The sequence below is a fragment of the Streptomyces sp. sk2.1 genome, assembly GCF_008120935.1.
Classification (GTDB): domain Bacteria; phylum Actinomycetota; class Actinomycetes; order Streptomycetales; family Streptomycetaceae; genus Streptomyces.
Map to the genome: position 1 here is coordinate 1 of NZ_RDBO01000033.1, position 20,644 is coordinate 20,644.

A 20,644-nucleotide genomic window follows, 5' to 3' on the forward strand; every position below is an offset into this window, starting at 1 on the left:
CCGACACGGCCGTGGCGCAGCCCGCGCTCGGCATCGTGGAGCTGGCCGCGGCCGATCTGCTCGGCAGCCTGGGGGTGCGGCCCGCGATGGCGGCGGGGCACAGCTACGGCGAACTGGCGGCGCTGGGCGCCGCCGGGGTGTTCGCACCGGAGGACCTGCTGGCGGCGAGCGCCGCGTAGCCGGTGTCGGCTCCGCCGAGATAGCGCAGCAGCACGTCGCGCTGGGCGGCGACCATGTCCCTGCTGCTGCGGAGGAACTCCGCGATCAGGGCGTCGGGGCCGGACAGGGAACCGTTGTTGTGGAGGTGCTCCGACACGACCGACTCCGATATCTGGGTGGGGGGATGGAGGGCGCCCGACGGGATGGTGCCGTCGGCGCGGCGCAGCAGATGGCCGTCGACCGTCCAGCCCGCGGCGCGCGGCGCGGTGGCGGTCCCGGGATCGACGGTGTCACGGCCCTGGACGAGCCGGGCGAGGCGCACGTCGACGCCGAGGACCGCGAGCCGGGCCAGGGCGTCGAGCAGTCCGCGCAGACCGCCCCGGTGGTCGGCGGCCACCGGCACGGTGCGGTGCGGCCGGTCCTTGAGGATGGTGTCCACCAGCCGTGACATCATCCGGCCGGGGCCGACCTCGGCGAAGACCCTGGCCCCCGCCTCGTACATGGCCTCGATCTGTTCGGTGAACCGCACCGGGGCCTCGATCTGGGCCGCCAGCGACGCGCGGATGTCCTCGGGCGCGGCCGGATAGCGCGCGGCGGTCCGGTTCGCCCACACGTCGAAGGCGGGCGGATGCAGCGCGACCCGCGCCAGGTGCCCGGCGAAGGCGTCGCCCGCGCCCGACAGCACCGGACTGTGGAAGGCGCAGGCCACCTGGAGCTTCTTGGCCGAGCGGCCGGCGTCCCGCAACGCGGCACAGGCCGCTTCCACCGACTCGGTCGGGCCCGAGATGACGGTCTGCCGCGGCGAGTTGTGGTTGGCCGTGACGACGTCGCCGTGCAGGCCGGCCAGCCGCAGCACCTCCTCGATCCGCTCCGCGGACGCGTTCACGGCCGCCATCGACCCCGGGTCGCCGCCGTCGACCGCGCCGAGGATCGCCGTGGCGCGCGCGGCGCTCGCCGCCAGCAGGTCCTCCGGTGCGAACACCCCGGCGGCGCCCAGCGCCGCCAGTTCGCCGTAGCTGTGCCCCGCCGCCATCGCGGGCCGCACCCCCAGGCTGCCGAGCAGATCGGCCGCGGCCAGCTCCACGATGCCGAGCGCGGGCTGCGCCACGGCCGTGTCGGTGATCCTGGCCAGCTGCCCGGCCTTCGTGTCCGCGTCGAAGGCGGTGGGCGGGTGGAGCGCCTCGGCCCACTCGGCACCGAGGTGGAGGTAGCGGTGCAGCTCGGGGAAGGCGACGAAGAGGTCCGCCAGCATGCCCGGCCGCTGGCTGCCCTGGCCCGGGAAGAGGAACGCCAGCGCCTCGGCGGGGGCGGTCCCCGCGTCCCCGTACAGGCCCTCCTGCTCCCGCGCCGCGACGAACACGCCGTCGTCGGGGGCGTGTTCACCGCGGACGGCCCGCTCCAGCAGGCCGGGCAGCGCGTCGAGCGAGTCGGCCACCACCGCGTACCGGACGGCCTCCCCGTCCAGCGCGGCCCGGTCGGCGCGGAGCGCGGCGTGCCGGGCGTAGTCCCGCAGCCGCCAGGCCCCGCCCCGCTCCAGCAGGTCGAGCAGGCGCCGTACGGAACGGGCGGCGGCCTCCTCGTCCCTGCCGCGGAACACGAACAGCTCGGCGGGCCAGCCGTCCAGCGTGTGGGGCGCCGGTGCCTGCTCGTGGGCGCGCAGCACCACATGGAAGTTGGCGCCGCCGAAACCGAAGGCGCTGACCCCGGCGATCCGCCGGGCCGGCTCCACCGGCCACGGACCGGCCTCGGTGTGGAAGACGAACGGGCTCGACTCCTTCTCCCAGGCCGGGTTGGGCTCGCGGACGTGCAGGGTCGGCGGCCTGATCCCGTGGTGCAGGGCGAGCGCCGTCTTGATCAGACCGGCCATGCCCGCCGCGCACTTGGTGTGCCCGATCTGCGACTTGACCGAACCGACCGCGCAACTGCCGGGCCGCGCACCGGATTCGGTGAAGAACTTGGTGAGCGTGGTGAGTTCGGTGCGGTCGCCGACGACGGTGCCGGTGCCGTGCGCCTCGATGAGGCCGACCTCGGCGGGGGAGACGCCCGCACCCGTGTACGCCCGCTCCAGCGCCGCGCGCTGGCCCTCGGGGCGGGGCGCGGTCAGCCCCAGCGCCCGGCCGTCGCTCGCACCGCCCACCCCGTCGATGACGGCGTAGATCCGGTCGCCGTCGCGCTCCGCGTCGGCGAGCCGCTTCAGCGCCACGCAGCCCACGCCCTCGCCGAGCGCGATGCCGTCGGCGGAGCTGTCGAAGGTGGCCGAGCGGCCCGAGGGGGAGAGCGCGTGCACCGAGGAGAACAGCAGGAAGTCGTTGATGCCGTTGTGCAGGTCGGCACCGCCGCACAGCACCAGGTCGCTGGTGCCGGTGACCAGCTCCTTGCAGGCCGCGTCCACCGCGGTCAGCGAGGAGGCGCAGGCCGCGTCCACCGTGTAGTTGGCGCCGCCCAGGTCGAGTCGGTTGGCGATGCGGCCCGCGATGACGTTGGCCAGCATGCCCGGGAAGGAGTCCTCGGTCAGCCTCGGCAACTGCTCGTCGAGGCCCGCCGGGATGCTCCCGGTGTACGAGGGCAGCACCGTGCGCAGCGTCGTCGCGTTGGACAGGTCGCTGCCCGCCTCCGCCCCGAAGATCACCGAGGTGCGCCGGTGGTCGGTGCCCGGCGCGTCGTACCCGGCGTCCACCAGCGTCCGGCGGGCCGCTTCGAGCGCCAGCAGCTGCACCGGCTCGATGCTGGCGAGCGAGGCCGGCGGGATGCCGTACACCAGCGGGTCGAAGGGGATCTCGGGCAGGAAGCCGCCCCAGCGGGACGGGGTGCGCTCGCCGTCGCCGTCCGGCGCGTAGTACAGCTCCGGGTCCCAGCGGTCCGCCGGGACCTCCGACACGCAGTCCTCGCCGGACAGGACGTTGGCCCAGAACTCGGTCAGATCGGCCGCGCCCGGGAACATGCCTGCCATGCCGATCACCGCGATCCGCAGCGGCGCGGGCTCCTCGGCGGGCGCGTCGGGAACGGTGGAGCGCTCCCGCAGCAGACGGTTCGCGCCCTCGGTCACCGAGGCGTGCAGGGCCGCCACGTCGGTCGTGCCGTGCCGCAGCACCACCACCTCGCCGGCCATGAACATGCCCTCGTGCGCCTGGCGGTCCTCGTTCACCGTCAGCAGCTCGTCGCCGACCCGCTCGATCCCCTTGGACGCCAGCCGCAGCCGGCCCACGTTGAACCGCTCCAGCTGCTCCCACGCCTCCCGGTCGGGCACCCCTTGCTCGCGCAGCCCGCTCTTGAGGGCCGCGAAGTCGCGGGTGATCGCGGAGTGTGCGCAGCGGGTGGCGTGCCCGGGGGCCGTCTCCAGCAGGTCGGTGCGGTCCGCGGCGATCACCTGGCGCTGGTACAGCGGCTGGATCGCCCCGGCGGTCACGGCCTCCTCGGTGAACAGGTACGCCGTGCCCATCAGCACGCCGAAGCCCACCCCGGCCCGGGTCAGCGGGGCGGCCAGGGCCGCCGCCATCGCCGCCGACCGCTCGTCGTGGATGCCGCCCGCGAAGAGCACGGTCAGCTCCTGCGCGCCGCGTCCGTTGGACTCGGCCAGGAAGTCGAGCAGCACCTCGGTCTGCGCCTGCCACAGCGGGAAGCTGCCGCGCGGGCCCACATGGCCGCCGCACTCCGAGCCCTCGAAGATGAACCGGCGCGCCCCGGCCGTCAGGAACTGCCGCAGCAGCCCCGGCGACGGCACGTGCAGGAAGGTCGTGATGCCCTCGGCCTCCAGGGCGGCGGCCTGCGCGGGCCTGCCGCCCGCGATGATCGCGTGCGAGGGCCGCAGCTCGCGGACCACTTCCAGCTGGGCGTCCTTCACGGCGTCGTCCGCGAAGCCCAGGACGCCGACGCCCCAGGCGGCGTCCCCGAGCAGGGAACGGGTCTCCTCCAGCATGGCGCGGGTGCGCTCGGGCCCCGCCAACGCCAGTGCCAGGAAAGGCAGTCCGCCCCGTGCCGCCACGGCCGCGGCGAACGCCGGCTGGTCGCTGACCCGGGTCATCGGGCCCTGGGCGACGGGCAGGGCCGTGCCGAGCGTCCGGGCACCGGGCGAGCCCGCGAGGAGCGCGGCGCCGGGGGCGTCGTCGGCCAGCGCCTCGGCCACGGCGTCGCGGACCGCCCGCAGTGCCCGGGACACATTGGCGTACCGTCCGGCGAACGACCCGGCCAGGTAGACGTCCTGCCCGACCGGCAGGAACTGGGTGCGCAGATCGTCCGAGCCGATGCGGGAGGCGAACTCGTCCGGATCGTCCGGGAGCCGAGGCGCTCCGGGGCCCCGGCGGCGCAGCACGCGCCGGCCGTGGTGCACCACGGTCTCGGAACCGTCGAGCCCGCGCAGGGCGTCCGCGATCCCGGCGGGCAGCTCGGCCTCGTCGAACAGCGCCAGCTGCGTGTCGAGCACCACCCCGGCCGCGCCTCCCGCGACGGCCGCCGCCGCGCTGTGCGGCCCGATGCCCCCGCAGGCCCACGCGGGGAGCCCGAGCGTCCCGTCGGCCAGGACCTGCTGCAGAAGGATGAACGTGCTCAGTTCGCCGACCCGGCCGCCGCCCTCGTGGCCGCGCACCACCAGGCCGTGCGCACCGGCCCGGGCCGCCTCGTGGGCCCCGGCCAGGTCGGTGACCTCCACCAGGACCCGGCGGCCGGGGAAGTCGGCGGGGCGACGGGCGGAATCGGCCAGCAGGACGGTGCCCACGCCCTCGGGCAGCGAGTCGGCGGTGTCGCCGTCCGGCAGCACGCAGCCGGGGCGGAGCCGTACGCCGAACGGTGCCCGGGTCCATCGGTCCGTACGGGCCAGTAACTCCTCGGCCCCGCGCGCGTCCCCCGTGGGCAGCTCCAGCACACCGAGCGCGCCCGCCCGGACCGCCGCCGCGGTCAGCCGGGGGGAGGGGCGGTGGAGCGGATTCACCGCGATGACCAGGTCCGGCGCCGACGGCACGGAGGGCGCGCCGGATAACGGCATCGACATGAAGTCTCCTGATTCGAGGGTCCGTTGGGCGTGATCTGCGGTAGTTAACTGGTGGGGACTCTGCGCGGTCAACAGGTCACGTTGTTCCGTCCGGCCACCGATGTCTACGCGCGTTAAGCGGGTGTGAACCGCAAAGACCCCGAGGCGCGGCAATCCGGACTTCCTCGCGCGGGTGCGCACCGGCCGTCACCTGCAAGTCATGGGCATGACACGTGTATGACGCGTGTTCGAGCGGCGCGAAAAGGGTGATGTGTCGAAGATCACAGCAACCTGCGGGGCTCGGAGTCTCACGGGGTGCGGCCGCAGGATGCCGGGTGCCCGACCCGGTCGCACTCTGCCGCGGAGACACCCGGAGCCGACGGCGCGCGGCCCGGTCGCACCGTGCCGCGGAGGCGCCCGCCACCGGCGGCACGAGGCCCGGTCGCACCGCCCGCCCACCGCCCGGACCGGTGCGCGGCCCCGGCGTCGTCCGGCCCGTGCTCCCGTCCGGCCCGTGCTCCCGTCCGGCCCGCGCTCCCGTCCGGCCCGCGCTCCCGTCCGGCCCGCGCTCCCGTCCGGTTCACCGCGGGCGGCCCCTGGTTCTGCCCGAGGTCCCGACAGCCGACCGGCTCGAAATCGCCCCTCCGGTACGCCCCCGCGCCCATGTGCCGTGACATGTATTCGGCCACTCGGACCTCGGCGGCGACCCGGGTCCGTTCCCCGGCGTCCCGCGCGAAGGACCACAACCTCTTCGGTGGTCCTCCCCGCCCGGCCGGACGGGAAACGGCATGCGCGGCCCTCATGCCTCCGGCCGCCGGACGACGGCGGTCCCGGACCCTGCGGACCGGGGAGGAATACGGTCACGGCCGGGTCGGGGCGGACAAATCACGGGGCGGACGGACCGACGGCGGACCCGGCGACTTCGGGCCACGCTTCACGGCACCGGAAGGACGGGGGGTTCCGCCTGCGCGACGGCGCGCCAGCGGGCGATCTCCTCCCGGTGGGAGCCGGTACGGGTCGCCCCGGCGACGGCGGCCCCCGCCTCCGCCGCGTCGGCACAGGAGCGGCGGGCGAGCAGGACGAGGGGCCAGACGGGTTCGTGGGGCCCGGCGCCGCCGTCGAAGGGGCACCAGTCCCACGGCCCGTCGAAGCGCCAGGCCCGGCCGGTGCCGTCGGCGACCTCGTCGCCGGGCTCCAGGAAGGCGTACGGGCGGAAGACCGGTTCGAAGACGACCGGGACGTCGTCGTCGGGGTCGAAGCTCTCCCCCTGCTCCTCCGGACGGGGGTCGTACGAGCGGCCCGCGGGCAGGACGACCACCAGCCGGTCGGGGCGCGGCAGCCGACCGGTCTCCTGGGGCGGGTCGTAACGGGCGACGTCGATGACGTGGACGAGGGTAGGCGGGATGCCGACGCGGCACGTGTCACCGGTGGCGAGCGACCGGGGCGCCGGATCGGTGCGGAACAGCCCCCCCGTCCCCCGCGTCCGGCCCCGTACCGCCGTCGACGACCACCGAACCGTCCCAGCGGAACAACGAGCAGTCCGGGTCGGCCGACCACCAGGGCCACCACAGGGCGACCTCCCCGCCCGGCCGCCGCCCCTCCGCGACCAGGGCCTCCGTGAACGGGCACGAGATCCTGACGACGTCGCCCACCCGCAGATCCCCCGCGGGCCCCGGCTCCCGTGCGTGAAGTGATGCCATGGGAGGCGACCGTACCCTGCGGGCACGGTCGGCCGGACCGGGGGTTCGGGCCCGGTCGGCGGGCGGGCCGACGGGTGGGGCCAGGAGAACGGGGAGAGCCGGGAGGGCGGTTCAGACCGGCTTGCGCCACACGGAGACGTGCTTCGGGGAGTCCTGGGTGAACGGCGCCCCGTCCCAGTCCGCGACGCGCCGCTCCGGTTCGAGCCCCGCGAGCCGGGCCATCAGGTCGAGCTCCGCCGGCCACGCGTACCGGTGTCGGGAGACGTCGCGGCGGTAGTGGCCGTCGTCGCCGTCACGGGTGAGGTGGTGCGAGCGGAGGACCTGTTCGACCAGGTCGAAGGTGTCGAAGCCGAGATGGTCCTCGGAGACGTCGAACGGCACCGCGACCTGCCCGGGCGGCAGGAACCGCAGCGGCGGCACGCCCAGCTCGATGACGAAGCGGCCGCCGGGCGCCAGATGGCGTGCGGCGTTGCGGAAGCACTCGACCTGCTCGTCCTGCGTGAGCAGGTTCGTGATGGTGTTGTAGACGAGGTAGACCAGGGCGAACTCGCCGGGCACGGTGGTGGTGGCCATGTCCCCGATGACGACCGGGAGCGTGTCCTCGTCGAGCTTGCGCCGCAGGACCGCGGCCATGTGCTCGGACAGTTCGATGCCCACCACGGGCACGCCGCGCTCCCGGAGCGGGACGCCCACCCGCCCGGTCCCGATGGCGAACTCCAGTGCCCGGCCGTCCCCGGCCAGTCCGGCGAGGAAGTCGAGGGTCGGTCCGAGTACGGCGGCCGAGGACATCTCCTTCTCCTCGGCGTCATAGCGGTCGGCGGTCGCACGGGTCCACATCTCACTGCTCGTCATGGGCGGCAACTCTGCCGGGCACGGTGGGCGTTGTCGAAGCGATTACGCCGTTTCCCGCCCCGTGCTCCCGGCCCGGGCGGCGGGGGAGACGGTGACCCTGACGTGCTTCATGATCGGCTGGTCGCTCTGGGTGCTGTAGTCGCAGAGCGCGCACAGCACGTTCATCTCGGGCATGTAGCCGGCCGCGCAGCCGCGGGGGATGTCGTAGGGGACGGCCAGGTAGCCCTCCAGCGAGCGTCGGCTGCCGTCCTTCGCGGTGCTCGTGATGTCGACGGGGCCGAGGTCGGCGATGCCGCGCTCGCGCATGTCGGCCCGGTTCATGAAGACGAGCGTGCGCAGGTTCTTGATCCCGCGGTAGCGGTCGTTGTCGGAGTAGACGGTGGTGTTCCACTGGTCGTGGGACCGCATGGTGCCCAGGGCCAGGGTGCCGGGGGCGGGGACGACGTCGGGCAGGGCGGCGCTGGAGAACTCGGCACGCCCGGAGGGGGTGAGGAAGACCAGCTCGCGGGCGGGCTGCCTGATGCGGAAGCCGAGTGGCATCCGCACCCGCCGGTTGAAGTCCTCGAAGCCGTCGAGCGCGCGGGACATGGTGTCCCGGATGCGGTCGTAGTCCTCGATGTACCACTCCCAGGGGGTGGCGCTGTCGGGCAGGGCGGCGCGGGCCATGCCGGCGACGATGGCCGGTTCGGACAGCAGATGCGGCGAGGCGGGGCGCTTCATGCCGACCGACAGGTGGACCATGCTCATCGAGTCCTCGACGGACGTGCTCTGGACGCCCCTGCGCTGGTGGTCCTTCTCGGTACGGCCGAGGCACGGCAGGACGAGGGCCCGGCGGCCGTGGACGACATGGCTGCGGTTCAGCTTGGTGCTCACCTGGACGGTGAGGTCGCAGGAGCGCAGCGCCTCCCAGGTGTACGGGGTGTCGGGCGCCGCGAGGGCGAAGTTGCCGCCCATGCCGACGAACACCTTCACGTCGCCGTTGTGCATCGCCTTGATCGTGCCGACGGTGTCCAGGCCGTGCCGGCGGGGCGGCTCGATCCCGCAGACCTCGGCGAGGCGGTCCAGGAACGCGTCGGCGGGGCGGTGGTCGATGCCGCAGGTCCGGTTGCCCTGGACGTTGCTGTGCCCGCGCACGGGGGAGGGACCCGCCCCCTCCCGTCCCAGGTTGCCGCGGAGCAGGAGCAGGTTGACGATCTCCCGGACGGTGTCGACGCCGTGTTCGTGCTGGGTGACCCCCAGGCACCAGCTGATGACGGAGCGGTCGGCCTCGCCGTACACGCGTGCCGCGTCGAGGACGTCGACGCGGCTCAGCCCGGACTGGTTCTCGATCTCCTGCCACGAAGTGGCCCGGCACAGCGCGCGGTATTCCTCGAAGCCTGTGGTGTGGCGCTCGATGAACTCCCGGTCCAGCGCCCTGGGGTCGGACTCGGACTGCTCCAGGACCGCCTTGGCCATCCCGCGCAGCAGCGCCATGTCGCCGCCGATGCGGGGCTGCAGGTTCAGGGTGCTGGTCGGGGTCGCCTTGAAGAGGGCCATGTCGGTGAAGTCGTGCGGGACGATGGTGCGGGTGGCCGCCGCCTCGACGAGCGGATTGACGTGCACGATCCGGGCGCCCCGGCGGTACGCCCCGGAGAGGGCGGTGAGCATCCTGGGCGCGTTGGAGGCGGCGTTGACCCCCAGGACGAACAGCGCGTCGGCCCGCTCCCAGTCCTTGAGGTCGACGGTGCCCTTGCCGGTGCCCAGGGACGCCTGGAGGCCGCGGCCGCTGGCCTCGTGGCACATGTTGGAGCAGTCCGGCAGGTTGTTCGTGCCCAGTTCACGGGCCATCAGCTGGTAGAGGAAGGTGGCCTCGTTCCCGAGCCGTCCGGAGGTGTAGAACGCGGCCCGGTCCGGATGGTCCAGCTCGCGCAGGGCGCGGCCCACCAGCTCGAACGCGTCCTTCCAGCCGATCGGGACGTAGTGGTCCGTCGCGGGGTCGTAGACCATCGGCTCGGTCAGCCGGCCCCGGTCCTCCAGGTCGTGGTCGCTCCACCCGGCCAGCTCGGTCACCGAGTGGGCGGCGAAGAACTCGCGCCCGACCCGCTTGCGGGTCATCTCCCAGGTGACGTGCTTGATCCCGTTCTCGCAGATGTCCAGGTGCAGGCCCTTGGTGTCGTCCGGCCACGCGCACCCGGGACAGTCGAACCCGCCGTTCTCGTGGTTCATCCGCATGATGGCCCGCGGGCCGTCCACCAGCGAGCCCTCGCGCATCAGGAAACGGCTCACGCTCCCCGCCGCGCCCCAGCCCGCGGCGGGGTGGTGGTAGGGGTGGAACTCCGGATCGCCCTCGGGGGCGGGTCCTGCCGAGGGCTCCGGGGTTTCCTGCTCGTCACGGGTGGTGCTCAAGGCTCTCAACCCTTCCGCCGGGCGGACCGGGGACGATGGAACGGCACTGCTGGGCAGGCTATGCCCGCCGGTCCCGGCCCGCCATCCGGCTCCCGGCCGGTGCCGCTCCCCGGTCCCGTCGGCGCAGCGCCCCGGGCAGCTCCTCCCGGTGGACGATGCCCAGGCGCTGGGTGGCGCGGGTCAGGGCCACGTACAGGTCGCTGGTCCCGAGCCGGGCGGGCTCCACGACCAGCACGTGGTCGAATTCGAGCCCCTTGGCCTGGCGCGGGCCGAGCAGTACCACCGGCCGGGTCAGATCCGGTTCGGCGCCGGCCGCGATCCCGTCCAGCGGGGCCGCGATCTCCTCGTGGAGCTCCCGCGGCGCGATCACCGCGAGGCGCCCCTCCTCCGGCGTCAGCTCCGCGACCGCCCGGGCCACGGCGCCCGCCAGGTCCTCCCCGGCGTGCCGGATCCACGGCGCCTCACCGGTGGACCGCACCGAGCCGGGCGGCCGGAAGCCGGGGTTCTCGGCCCGTACGACCCCGGCGGCCAGCTCCATGATCTCGGCGGGCGTGCGGTAGTTGACCCCGAGCCGGACGTGCTCGAAGCGGTCACCGACGTACGGCTCCAGGATCTTCTCCCACGAACCGACGCCGGCCTCCTCGGAGGTCTGCGCCGGGTCGCCGACCAGGGTCATCGAACGGGTCGGCGAACGGCGCATCAGCAGCCGCCACATCATCGGCGACAGCTCCTGCGCCTCGTCGACGATGATGTGCCCGAACGCCCAGGTCCGGTCCGCGGCGGCGCGCTCGGCCGCACTGCGGTGATCGGCCTCCTCGTGCCGCTCCGCCATCCGCTCGGCGTCGACGATGTCGTGGGCGGCGAGGACCTCGGACTCCTCGTCCTCGAACTCGTACGTCTCCGAACCCCGCGAAAGCTCCAGCACGCCCTGCGCGTACGCGATCCGCTCCTGGCGCTCGGCCTCGGCGGCGGCCCGTTCGGCGCTGTCGTCGACCCCGAGGAGCTCCGCCGCCTCGTCGAGCAGCGGAACGTCGGCGGGGGTCCACACCCCGTCGCCGGGCGTGCGCCGGATGGCTTCGGCGTCCTCGTCCGTCATGTGCGCGGGGTCGGCCAGATAGTCGGCGAGGAATTCCTCGGGGGTGAGGGCCGGCCACAGCTCCTCGACGGCCGAGTGCACCTCCCGGCTGGCCGCGACGGCCTTGCCGAGCTGGGCGATGTCGTCGGGGCCGAGGAAGTTGGGGCCGCCGTACGGGTCGGCGCCGATCCGCTCGGCGAGCTGCGCGGTGAGGGCGTCGATGATCCGGAACGCGAAGTACGGGCGGGCGAGGTTGTGCGGCAGCCGGGTGTCGCGGGCCGCCTCCCGGGCCTCGCGGGCGATCTCCCGGTCGAGCACGAGGTCCCCGTCGTCGTGCGGGACGACCAGCGGTGCGCCGGGTTCGGGCAGGCGCTGCCGGTCGCGGACGGCGAGGGCGAGCGCCCGGGCCATCCGGGACCCGCCCTTGACCGCGGCGGCGCGGGGCGTGTCGGTGCCGTCGGCGCGCACCCCGGGGAAGAGTTCGGCCTGCGTGGCGAGCAGGACACCGGTCTCGCCGAGCGCGGGCAGCACCTCGCCGATGTAGTGCAGGAAGGCGGGGTTGGGGCCCACGATCAGGACGGCGCGCCTGGCGAGCAGCTCGCGGTGCTCGTACAGCAGGAAGGCCGCCCGGTGCAGTGCCACCGCCGTCTTGCCGGTGCCGGGGCCGCCCTCGACGACGAGGACCCCGCGGTGCGGGGCGCGGATGATGCGGTCCTGCTCCGCCTGGATGGTCCGCACGATGTCGCCCATGCGGCCGGTGCGGGCGGAGTTCACGGCGGCGAGCAGCACGGCGTCGCCGCTCGGGTCCTCGAAGCCGGTGCGCTCCCGGTCCCGGAGGTCGAGGATCTCGTCGTGCAATTCGGTGACGGTGCGATTCCTGGAGCTGATGTGCCTCCGCCGGCGCAGCCCCATGGGGGTGTGACCGGTGGCGAGATAGAAGGGCCGGGCGACCGGCGCGCGCCAGTCGATCAGCAGCGGAGTCCGTTCGGCGTCGTCCTCGCGGATTCCGATCCGGCCGATATGGCGCGCGGTGCCGTCGCGGAAATCGATGCGGCCGAAACACAGCGAGCCGTCCACCGCGTTCAGGGCGGCCAGCAGACCGGAACGTTCGGCGACCAGCACATCGCGTTCGAGACGGGCCTGCAAGCCGTTCCCGACCGGTGTCAGCGCGTCCTCGACGCCCCGCGCGGTGACACCGCGCAGAGTGTCGACACGGTCGTGGAGCCGGTCGACGAATTCCTGTTCCTTCTGCAATTCGGCGCTTTCCCGATTTGACAAAATGGCTCCCTGCCGGATATGGTGTTTCTTAGTGGCCCCCGTTGTGGGGCCTTTTCTGTGGGCACACAGAAACACTCAATATACCCGGGAAAATCCCCGGACCACAATTGCGGTCCGGGGATTTTTCGTGCCCTCCGTGCGGGTCTCAGTCCCAGCGGTCCTGGTTGATGAAGCGGCTGAAGCCGCGCCAGGAGTTGGGGCCCATCACGCCGTCGACGGGTCCGGTGTAGCCGTGTGCGGCGGCCAGTCGCTGGAGGGCGGCCCAGGTGTTGGGTCCGGGGGCTCCGTCGATGGGTCCGGTGTAGCCCCAGCCGCGCATGTTCCGCTGGAGTGCCGCGTAGGTGTTGGGGCCGGGGGCGCCGTCGATCGGGCCGGTGTAACCGGACTCGATCCGCAGCCAGTTCTGCGTGCGTTTCCACATGACGGGACCGGGGATGCCGTCCTGCTCCGTCGTCGTCTTCGGCAACCCGCCACCGGGCGGCGGGTCGGTCGGCCGGGTCGGGTCGAACGCCCAGGGGCGGGCGAGGTCGAGATCGACGGGGGAGACGCCGCCGACGGAGCCGACGGAGGCGTACTGGTGGGCGGCCCAGTCGGGGTAGCGGCCGCCGAGGTCGGGCGGGCCGGGCCAGGTGCCGTCGTTGGCGCCCCAGGAGGCCGCCCAGAGGTGGGCGCCGGCGGCGACGGTGCGCTCCCAGCTGCCGGCCCGCAGCGCGCCCGTGCTGATGTAGAACCAGGGCACGTACGTCCCGACCCGCTCCCGCACCCGGTTGAACCACGCCGACACGTCCGCGTCGTCCCACAGGCGGGTGGAGTCGTCGAGCACCTCGACGTCCAGCGCCAGTACGTCCCCGGCGCGGTAGTCGTGCAGATGGTCCACGAAGTAGTCGGCGGCGGCGCCGGGGGTGAGGAAGTCCCCCGACAGGAAGTAGTGGCCCACCCGCAGGCCCGCCGCGCGGGCCCCGTCGACGTGGCCGGAGTAGGAGGACGAGGTGTAGGGGCCCTCGGAGAGCTGGCACCCCCCGGCCTTGACGACGACGAAGTCCAGGCCCTCGGCCGCGGCGCGGGCGTAGTCGATGCCGGCCTGGTAGTTCGAGACGTCGATGCCCCGCAGGTCGGCCTCCTGGGCGGAGGCCGTGCGGGCGGTGGCGGCGTCGGTGGCCGCGAGGATCCCGGCCGGGGCCAGAGCGGTCGCCACGGCTCCGCGGATCAGGGTTCTTCTGCGCATGTCTCCTCCGATGGGGCGGATTCCACTGCAGTGGAATGTCATGTTCCTATCAAAATCTATGCGCGTAGGCTACCGTGGCTCCGCTCCGTAGGGACTGGCCAAGTAGCAATGAAAACAAGGGAGTTGACGTGTGCGGAAGTCATGGAACCGATGACGGTCGGAAGGCCCGGTCACAGGCCGGAATGAGCCGGCGCACGCTGCTGCGCGGCTCGGCCGCCACGTTCGGCCTGGCCGCGGGCGGCGTGCTGTTCTCGGGAAGCCCCGCCCGGGCACTGGACATCTACAACCCGTTCAGCGGCTACCCGATGACGGACGGCTGGTGGGAGCACGTCAACCGCGGTTCCCTGGGCGGAATCGACTACGCGATGGGCGTCGGCACCGCGCTGCCGGCCGCGGGCGCCGGTGTCGTCACCAACATTCCGTACAACGGCACCGGCGGGCACACGGTGACCATCACCCACAGCGACGGGTACCGGACGCAGTACATGCACCTGTCGGAGTTCCGGCTGTCCGACGGCACCTCGGTCGGCCGGGGGGAGACCGTCGGATACTCCGGCGGCGCCGCCGGGGCCCCGGGCTCCGGCAGCTCCACCGGCCCGCACGTGCACTGGCACCTGATCACCCCGGGCGGCACCCGGGTCAACCCGCTGGACCACCTGGGCGGCGGCGGTGGCGGGTTGCCGAAGACGACGACGGAGCAGGACGGCATCCCCGGTCCCGTCATGTGGAAACGCACGCAGAACTGGCTGCGGATCGAGTCCGGTTACACCGGCCCGATCGACGGAGCCCCCGGCCCCAACACCTACGCGGCACTCCAGCGGAACATGCGCGGCTGGGGCTACACCGGACCCATCGACGGAGCCCCCGGACCCAACACCTGGGCCGCCCTCCAGCGACTGGCCGCCGCACACGGCTACACCGGACCCGTCGACGGCGTGATGGGCCCCAACTCCTGGCGCGGCTTCAGCCGCTTCATCAACCAGGACCGCTGGGACTGAGACCCGCCGGACGGGGAACCGGCGGCGGGCGCTCAGCCCCTCGCGCGTCCGTCGCCGCCGTCCCCCGTCGAGGGTTCCCAGTCGAGCTCCCACAGCCGCACCGTGCCGTCGCCGCCGCCCGACACCACGAACCGGGCGTCCGGGGTGATCGCGAGGGAACTGACCATGCCGGCGTGGCCGCCGAGGGCGTGCAGGCAGCGGCCGCTGCCGGTGTCCCAGACGCGGACGTGGCCGTCGCTGTCCCCGGTGACGGCATGACGGCCGTCAGGGGTGAGCCGGCCCACCACCGTCACCCCCGGTTCCTCGTCGAAGACGGTCAACCGCTCGCCCGTGGCCGTGTCCCACAGCAGACGGCCGCCGTGCAGGCCGTAGCAGAGCAGCCTGCGGCCGTCGGCGCTGATGCCCACCTGGTCGGACACCTTCCGGCGGCCGTCGAGCAGGACGTGCCGGCACCGGCCGCTGAACAGGTCCCAGACCCGTACGCCCCGGTCGAGGTCGGCGGAGGCGGCCCACCGCCCGTACCCGGACATGGCCACCGCGGAGACCGAGGTGCTGTGGCCGGTCAGTTCACGCAGGCAGCGCCCGGTGTCCAGGTCCCACAGCCGTACGGTCCTGCGGTCGGCGGTCAGGGCGCGCCGGCCGTCGGCACTGAACGAGACCCCCTTGAACATGTAGTTGATCCGAGCGTCGGCCGCGCGCCGGGGCCCGGCGTCGCCCCGCCAGACCACCAGCGCGTCACCGCCCGCCAGCACCCGGCCGTCCTCCCGGCCGATCCCCACCGCGAAGAGGGTTTCGGGGTACGGCCGGTGCCGGCTCCGGCCGGTGGCGAGGTCCCAGGAATACACCCCCTTGGAGCCGTGGGCGGACGCCGCCGTGCGGCCGTCGGCGCCGATCGCGATGTCGTCGACGCGGGTGTCCGCGACCGGCGGGAAGCTCCGTACCGGCCAGGCCGTCCGCAACCCCGCGAACCCGGTCGCCGCACCCAGCCGCCACCACGCGTCCAGCAGCCGCGACTGCCGCTCGTGACCGGGCAACTTCCTTGCCCGTACGAGCAGTTCGTGGGCCCTTCGGGGCAGGCCGTCGGCGAGGGCCCGCTCCGCCCCGGCCGCCAGGGCCCCCGCGTCGCGGTCCAGCCGCTGCCGCTCCGTGGCGCGGCGGGGGCGGCTCGGATGCATCGGGGCGGTGTAGGAACCGGGGAGCCGCCAGGTCCACCCCAGGAGGGTTCCCGACGCGTCGACCGAGGCGCCGCGGTCGGCCCGGGTGCCCATGAGCACGGCGTACACCGGTTTCGTGTGGCCGGAGAACGTGCGCAGGCAGCGCCCCGCGCGCAGGTCCCACAGCCGGACGTTGCGGTCGGCGCCGCCGACGAGGGCGAGCCGGGCGTCGGGGCTCAGCCACATCGTGTGGATCAGGCCGGTACCGGTGAGGGCCCGGCCGAGGCAGCGGCCGTCCGTCAGGTCCCACAGGCTCAGGTGGTTGCGGGACGCCGTCAGCGCGTGGCGGCCGTCGGCGTTCACGAACGCGGTGGTGACGCGGTCGCCGTCGCCCGCCAGGTTCAGCCGGTGCCGGCCGGTCCCCAGGTCCCACAGGGCGGCCCCGCCCCCGGCGGTCCCGCCCAGCGCCCAGCCGCCGAAGTCGCTCACCGCGAGCCACGCGTGGTCGCGGTACCCCTCCAACGGCCGCCGACGCACCGGCCGCAGCCCCGGGGCCGCGGCGGCGGGCCACAACTGGGCCTCGCGGCCGGCGACCACGGCGAAGTGCCGGCCGTCCACGGCCAGCCGCACCAACCCCGCCCGCCGGGGGAGCRCCGGATCCGGYGCTCCCCCGGACCACCCCGGCAGGGCGTACCGGTGCAGGAGGCCGCCGCGTTCCGGATCCCAGAACCGCAGCAGGCCGTCGGTGTGGGACGACACGACGGTGCGGCCGTCCGCGGTGACGTCGACCGCGTCGGGTTCGGTGTCCGTGAGGGTGAGCGCCAGGCGGCTTCGGCCGAGGTCCCACACCTGGACGTCGAAGCGGCCGACCTTGCGCATCGCCCACAGGCTGTCGGCGGTCAGCCGCACCGAGGGCCGGAGGTGGCGGCTCTCCTCCTCGTGGCTCCACGGCAGTTCCAAGGAACCGGCGCAGCTCCCCTCCCCGGCCCGGCCGGACCGCAGGGCCTCGGCCGGGCCGCGCACCTCGGGGTCATGAGGATGCTCGCGCTCCAGCTCCTCCAGCAGTCGGCGGGCCGTCCGCGTATCGCCGCGCTCCAGGTGCACATGCGCCCGCAGCACCCGGGACTGCCGGTCGGCGTCGGCGTCCGTGCCGTCGGTGCGGAGCCGGGCGAGGAGGTGGCTGTCGGTGACGGGCTCGCGCCCGCCCTCCGGGCCGTCCGGGGCGAGGCCCCCGACCAGGGAACCCCGTCGCCATCGCAGGAGACCGGAGTTGTAGAGGGCTTCCAGATGCCGGGGGTCGGCGGCCAGCGCGGCGGTGAACGCCTCCTCGGCCTCGTCCGCGCGATCGAGGTCGAGGAGGGACAGGGCGCGGTTGTTGAGTTCGTCGGCACGCAGCTCGGCGGGTTCGGGTATCGCCCGCGGGTACCGACGCCCCGTCACGCGGTGGTAGACGGCGGTCAGTTCGTCCGCGACCCGGGCCATGGTGGCGGTCCGCTGGGCCGGCGCAGCGACGTCTACAGCTTCGGCGTCTCGGTGCTGGAGATGTTCACCGGCGGGGTCGGCTGGATGGCCGGGCCGGTCCACAGTCCCTCCCCCACCGCGTCTCCCCACGCCCTGTCACCACTGCCCGTCCTGGGCCCGGTTGCCCCACGACTCGCCCCGAGCGCTCCTCGGGGCCCCGGGCCGGAACGGGCATGCCGCGACGCGCACGACAGCAGGGCCGCGGGAGCGACAGTCCCGCACACGGGGCGGACGGGCGGAGTGACGCCCCGTACGAAGGAGATGAAGCAGTGGCATTGCGCACTGCCCTCGCCCGCACCGCGGCCGCGGCCGCGTCGCTCGCCGTCGCCGGTACCCTGTTCGCCACCCCCGGCGTGGCCCGGGCGTCCTCGCTCCGCACCCCGGCCGCCGAAGCCGGAAGGACGGGCCCGGGACATGGTGTGGCGTGGTTCCAGGAACGGCACGGGCTGCCCGCGACCGGACGGGTCGACGGCGCGACCGCCGACGTCCTGCGGCACGCCTCCGATGCCGAGCTGCTCCGCACGTTCCGTACCGCGGCCGATCTCGGACCCGAGGAACTCGCCAACGCGCGCACCGTCATCGGTGTCGGCAAGGGGGCGGGCATTCCCGAACAGGGCCAGGTCATCGCGCTGATGACGGCCATGCAGGAGTCGAAGTTCGTCAACTACCTGGTCCCGGTGGACCATGACTCGCTGGGCATCTTCCAGCAGCGTCCCAGCACCGGCTGGGGCACCCCCGAGCAGATCACCGACGTCGCCACGTCGTCGAAGTCCTTCTACGGCGTGGCCCCCTTCGGCAGCAATCCCGGGCTGATCCAGATCGACGGCTGGCAGACGATGCCGCCGGGCGAGGTCTGCCAGGCCGTGCAGGTCTCGGCGTACCCCGACCGCTACGCGCAGTGGGAGCCGTTCGCCCGCGACCTGCTCGCCCGGGAGAGCCCCACCGTGCCCCCGATCCCCTGATCCCGCACCCGCGCACACGTTCAGGGCCGCACACGCACACGCACGGACGGTCGTGCCTTCTTCTCCACCTCTCCCCACCTCATCCAGGAGCCCGCATGCGCAAGAGATTCCTTTCCGCGGCAGTCGTCGTGGCCGCCCTCGGCGCGTTCGTCACCCCGGCCGCGGCCCGGGCCGAACCCGCCCGTCCCGGCCCGGTGTCGGTGCTCGCCCACGGCTCGAAGGCCGGAACCGCCGTCGTCGGCGGACGCAACGAGCCGGGYRCCCGGCTGCGGGTCGACGGCGTGAACACGGCGAGCGCGCACACCCTGCAGATCGACTACCAGGTGCAGCAGACGGGGTACTGGTGCGGCCCCGCCGCGACCCGCATCGCGCTGTCGGCACGCATCGCCCCGCCCAGTCAGGGCGACCTGGCCTGGCAGCTCGGCACGACCGAGGCGGGCACCGACCACATCGGTCAGGTCACCGGCGTCCTCAACGCGAACCTCGGCACCGGCTGGTACGAGACCAAGGAGATGCCGAACGATCCGCCCACCCAGGCCCAGAGGGACCTGTTGTGGAGGGACATCGTCCTGGACATCGACAACAACTACCCGCTGGTGACGAACATCGTCGCCCCGCCGGGCAACCAGCCGCCCGGCTACCCGTCGGACCAGACGATCTACCACTACTTCACGGTCATCGGGTACGACGACGCGAACCGCACCGTCCTCATCGCCGACCCGGCCTCCTTCGGCGGCAACCAGATCTACTGGCTCTCCTTCGACCAACTCGCCACCCTGATACCCCCGAAGGGCTACTCCGCCTGACGCACGGGCGCGTCGGCGCACGAGGCGCACGAGGCGCACGAGGCGTACAAGACGCACAGGGCGGGCGACAGCGCGGACCGGCCGCCTGTCGCCCGTGTGCGGGGCGGGACGCCGGCACGTCGGCATACCGCCCCGGCCGGGACCCGGTTCAGGGCCTCGGCCGGTGATCAGGTCACCGGGGTCGGTGTCCGCACCGCACGGGACGACGGCGGTCTTTCCCCGGCGCGGGGGCGGCAGCCGATGCCCGGCCCGATGGCCGGGGCGGTGAGAGCGGGGGAAGCACACGGGCCGGTGGGTTCACCGCGGTGAACGGTGATTCCGGCGCCGTACCGCCGACGGACTGTCGCCCCGCTTCCGCTCGCCCGCTCCGTAGGACATGGGCTACGTCGGCCAGACGACCCGGCCGTCCTTCACTTCGAGCGCGTCCGGCATCAGGTCCTCGTGGAACCTCAGGTACCCCAGTCGGACCGTCGTGTCGTCCGGGAAGTGGTGGCTGTCGTGCGCACGGGCGGCGAGCCAGCCGAGCAGCTCGCCCAGCTTCTCGAATTCGTCCGGGTGGATCTCCTGGCGGGAGGTCAGGGCCCAGCCCTTCCGGGGCGGCTCGTCGCGGACGACGAGTGCCGAGCAGAGCGCGCCGCCGATCCGCCAGGAACCGCCGTCCACGGCCAGCAGCGGGGACGGATCGTCCTCGACCACCCACTCCCCCGATTCGTCCTCCGTCATGAAGGGGAAGTCGGTCACGATGGACAGCTGCTCGGGCTGCGGTCCGGCTCCCAGGTGCCAGCGCAGCTCGGCGACTTCCTGTTCGGAGAGCTCGTCGCGCAGGTCGACCGCGATCACCAGCTCGTAGATGTCACTCACGCGACGCACCCTACAGAAGGGGTCCGACAGGGCCTGCCGTCCCGTTGCCGCCCCGGTACCGCGGGCCCGACCCGGGCACCCGGCACCCCGCATGACGGCGGCGACGTCACGGGCCGGCCGCGGTGGCCCGTGACGTCGCCGCCGTTCCGGAACCGGAACCTCGGCCGGGGCCGGGGCCGTCCGTGCCCCGGCCCCGCTCCGGGCTCAGGACTCGTCGTTCACCCAGAGCTGCCACTTGCCGCTGCTGGACTGCTTGCAGTCCCACTCGGCGTAGGCGGAGTTCACGCCGTCGTCGTAGCACGCCTGGTGGGTGCGGTAGGTGCCGACGTAGATCCACGAGTCGGCGATCGGCGCGACGGACGTGGTGCTCGTGCCGGAGGTCACGGGCGCCGCCTGGGCGGTGGCGGAGGCGGCTCCCAGCAGCAGGGCGGCTCCCGTCGCGACACCGGCGAGCACGAGTCGAGTACGCATGTCTCTCCTTCGGTTCGAAGCGTTGGCTGTCGGAATCGATCCTGGGAGCGGCGGTGACGCGAGGGGAACGGGGGACGGGCGTCCCGGACGCGTCCCGGACAACGCCCGGAGCGGGGTCCGGCCGTGCCGAGCAGGTGTTCTCGCCCCGGAGGGCCGGAGCCGTCCGGTGTTCGTCCGGGTGCCGGGACGGGACGGGACAAGCGCGGGACGGGACGGGGAAAGAGGCGGGGTCTC

14 protein-coding genes are annotated in these 20,644 nt (G+C 73.7%); 4 read left to right on the forward strand and 10 right to left on the reverse strand.

Translation table 11 applies throughout. From position 1 onward, the window contains the following. The first annotated feature begins 11 nt into the window (after nt 1–11). Complete coding sequence (locus EAO76_RS47545; RefSeq protein WP_399462026.1) at nt 12–179, forward strand: acyltransferase domain-containing protein; 168 nt, start codon at nt 12–14, stop codon at nt 177–179. Here the strand turns inward: EAO76_RS47545 and EAO76_RS12185 are convergent. The 7 genes from EAO76_RS12185 to EAO76_RS12215 form a co-directional block, all read right to left on the reverse strand. Then, on the reverse strand, nt 104–5,143 hold the full coding sequence (locus EAO76_RS12185; RefSeq protein ID WP_399461944.1) for a beta-ketoacyl synthase N-terminal-like domain-containing protein: 5,040 nt from the start codon (nt 5,141–5,143) through the stop codon (nt 104–106). The genes EAO76_RS47545 and EAO76_RS12185 overlap by 76 nt on opposite strands. A 913-nt stretch (nt 5,144–6,056) precedes the next feature. Beyond that, nucleotides 6,057–6,440, reverse strand: a complete 384-nt coding sequence (locus EAO76_RS12190; protein WP_148835944.1) for a hypothetical protein — start codon at nt 6,438–6,440, stop codon at nt 6,057–6,059. A gap of 103 nt (nt 6,441–6,543) precedes the next feature. Further along, nucleotides 6,544–6,822, reverse strand: a complete 279-nt coding sequence (locus tag EAO76_RS12195) for a hypothetical protein (RefSeq protein ID WP_148835945.1) — start codon at nt 6,820–6,822, stop codon at nt 6,544–6,546. A gap of 111 nt (nt 6,823–6,933) precedes the next feature. Continuing rightward, nucleotides 6,934–7,674 carry a class I SAM-dependent methyltransferase gene (locus EAO76_RS12200; RefSeq protein WP_148835946.1) on the reverse strand — a complete coding sequence of 247 codons (741 nt, stop codon included), beginning with the start codon at nt 7,672–7,674 and terminating at the stop codon, nt 6,934–6,936. 42 nt (nt 7,675–7,716) lie between these two features. Then, nucleotides 7,717–10,059, reverse strand: a complete 2,343-nt coding sequence (locus EAO76_RS12205; RefSeq protein ID WP_148835947.1) for an FdhF/YdeP family oxidoreductase — start codon at nt 10,057–10,059, stop codon at nt 7,717–7,719. Between the two features lie 58 nt (nt 10,060–10,117). Further along, a complete protein-coding gene (locus EAO76_RS12210; RefSeq protein ID WP_148836169.1) occupies nt 10,118–12,388 on the reverse strand; it encodes an AAA family ATPase in 2,271 nt (756 codons plus the stop codon). A gap of 169 nt (nt 12,389–12,557) precedes the next feature. After that, nucleotides 12,558–13,637 (reverse strand): GH25 family lysozyme, encoded by a 1,080-nt coding sequence (locus tag EAO76_RS12215; RefSeq protein ID WP_148835948.1) that lies wholly within the window; start codon nt 13,635–13,637, stop codon nt 12,558–12,560. Nucleotides 13,638–13,819: 182 nt separating this feature from the next. Here EAO76_RS12215 and EAO76_RS12220 point away from each other — a divergent pair, with 182 nt between their 5' ends. Beyond that, complete coding sequence (locus EAO76_RS12220) at nt 13,820–14,635, forward strand: peptidoglycan DD-metalloendopeptidase family protein (protein ID WP_187438580.1); 816 nt, start codon at nt 13,820–13,822, stop codon at nt 14,633–14,635. Nucleotides 14,636–14,667: 32 nt separating this feature from the next. Here EAO76_RS12220 and EAO76_RS12225 read toward each other — a convergent pair whose 3' ends face one another. After that, on the reverse strand, nt 14,668–17,271 hold the full coding sequence (locus EAO76_RS12225) for a tetratricopeptide repeat protein (RefSeq protein WP_148835950.1): 2,604 nt from the start codon (nt 17,269–17,271) through the stop codon (nt 14,668–14,670). A 314-nt stretch (nt 17,272–17,585) separates the two neighbouring features. On the opposite strand from EAO76_RS12225, the gene EAO76_RS12230 reads away from it, so the two are divergent. Beyond that, complete coding sequence (locus tag EAO76_RS12230; protein WP_376299854.1) at nt 17,586–18,272, forward strand: peptidoglycan-binding domain-containing protein; 687 nt, start codon at nt 17,586–17,588, stop codon at nt 18,270–18,272. 95 nt (nt 18,273–18,367) lie between these two features. Beyond that, nucleotides 18,368–19,078: a C39 family peptidase gene (locus EAO76_RS12235; protein ID WP_148835952.1), complete on the forward strand. Its 711-nt coding sequence runs from the start codon at nt 18,368–18,370 to the stop codon at nt 19,076–19,078. Between the two features lie 381 nt (nt 19,079–19,459). Here the strand turns inward: EAO76_RS12235 and EAO76_RS12240 are convergent, their stop codons facing one another. Both EAO76_RS12240 and EAO76_RS12245 read right to left on the reverse strand, forming a co-directional pair. Further along, nucleotides 19,460–19,939, reverse strand: coding sequence for a hypothetical protein (locus tag EAO76_RS12240; protein ID WP_148835953.1), 480 nt, complete (start codon nt 19,937–19,939; stop codon nt 19,460–19,462). A 204-nt stretch (nt 19,940–20,143) separates the two neighbouring features. Continuing rightward, the gene (locus EAO76_RS12245) at nt 20,144–20,410 is read right to left on the reverse strand and encodes a hypothetical protein (RefSeq protein WP_148835954.1); all 267 of its coding nucleotides are present in this window, start codon (nt 20,408–20,410) and stop codon (nt 20,144–20,146) included. Between the last annotated feature and the right edge of the window lie 234 nt (nt 20,411–20,644).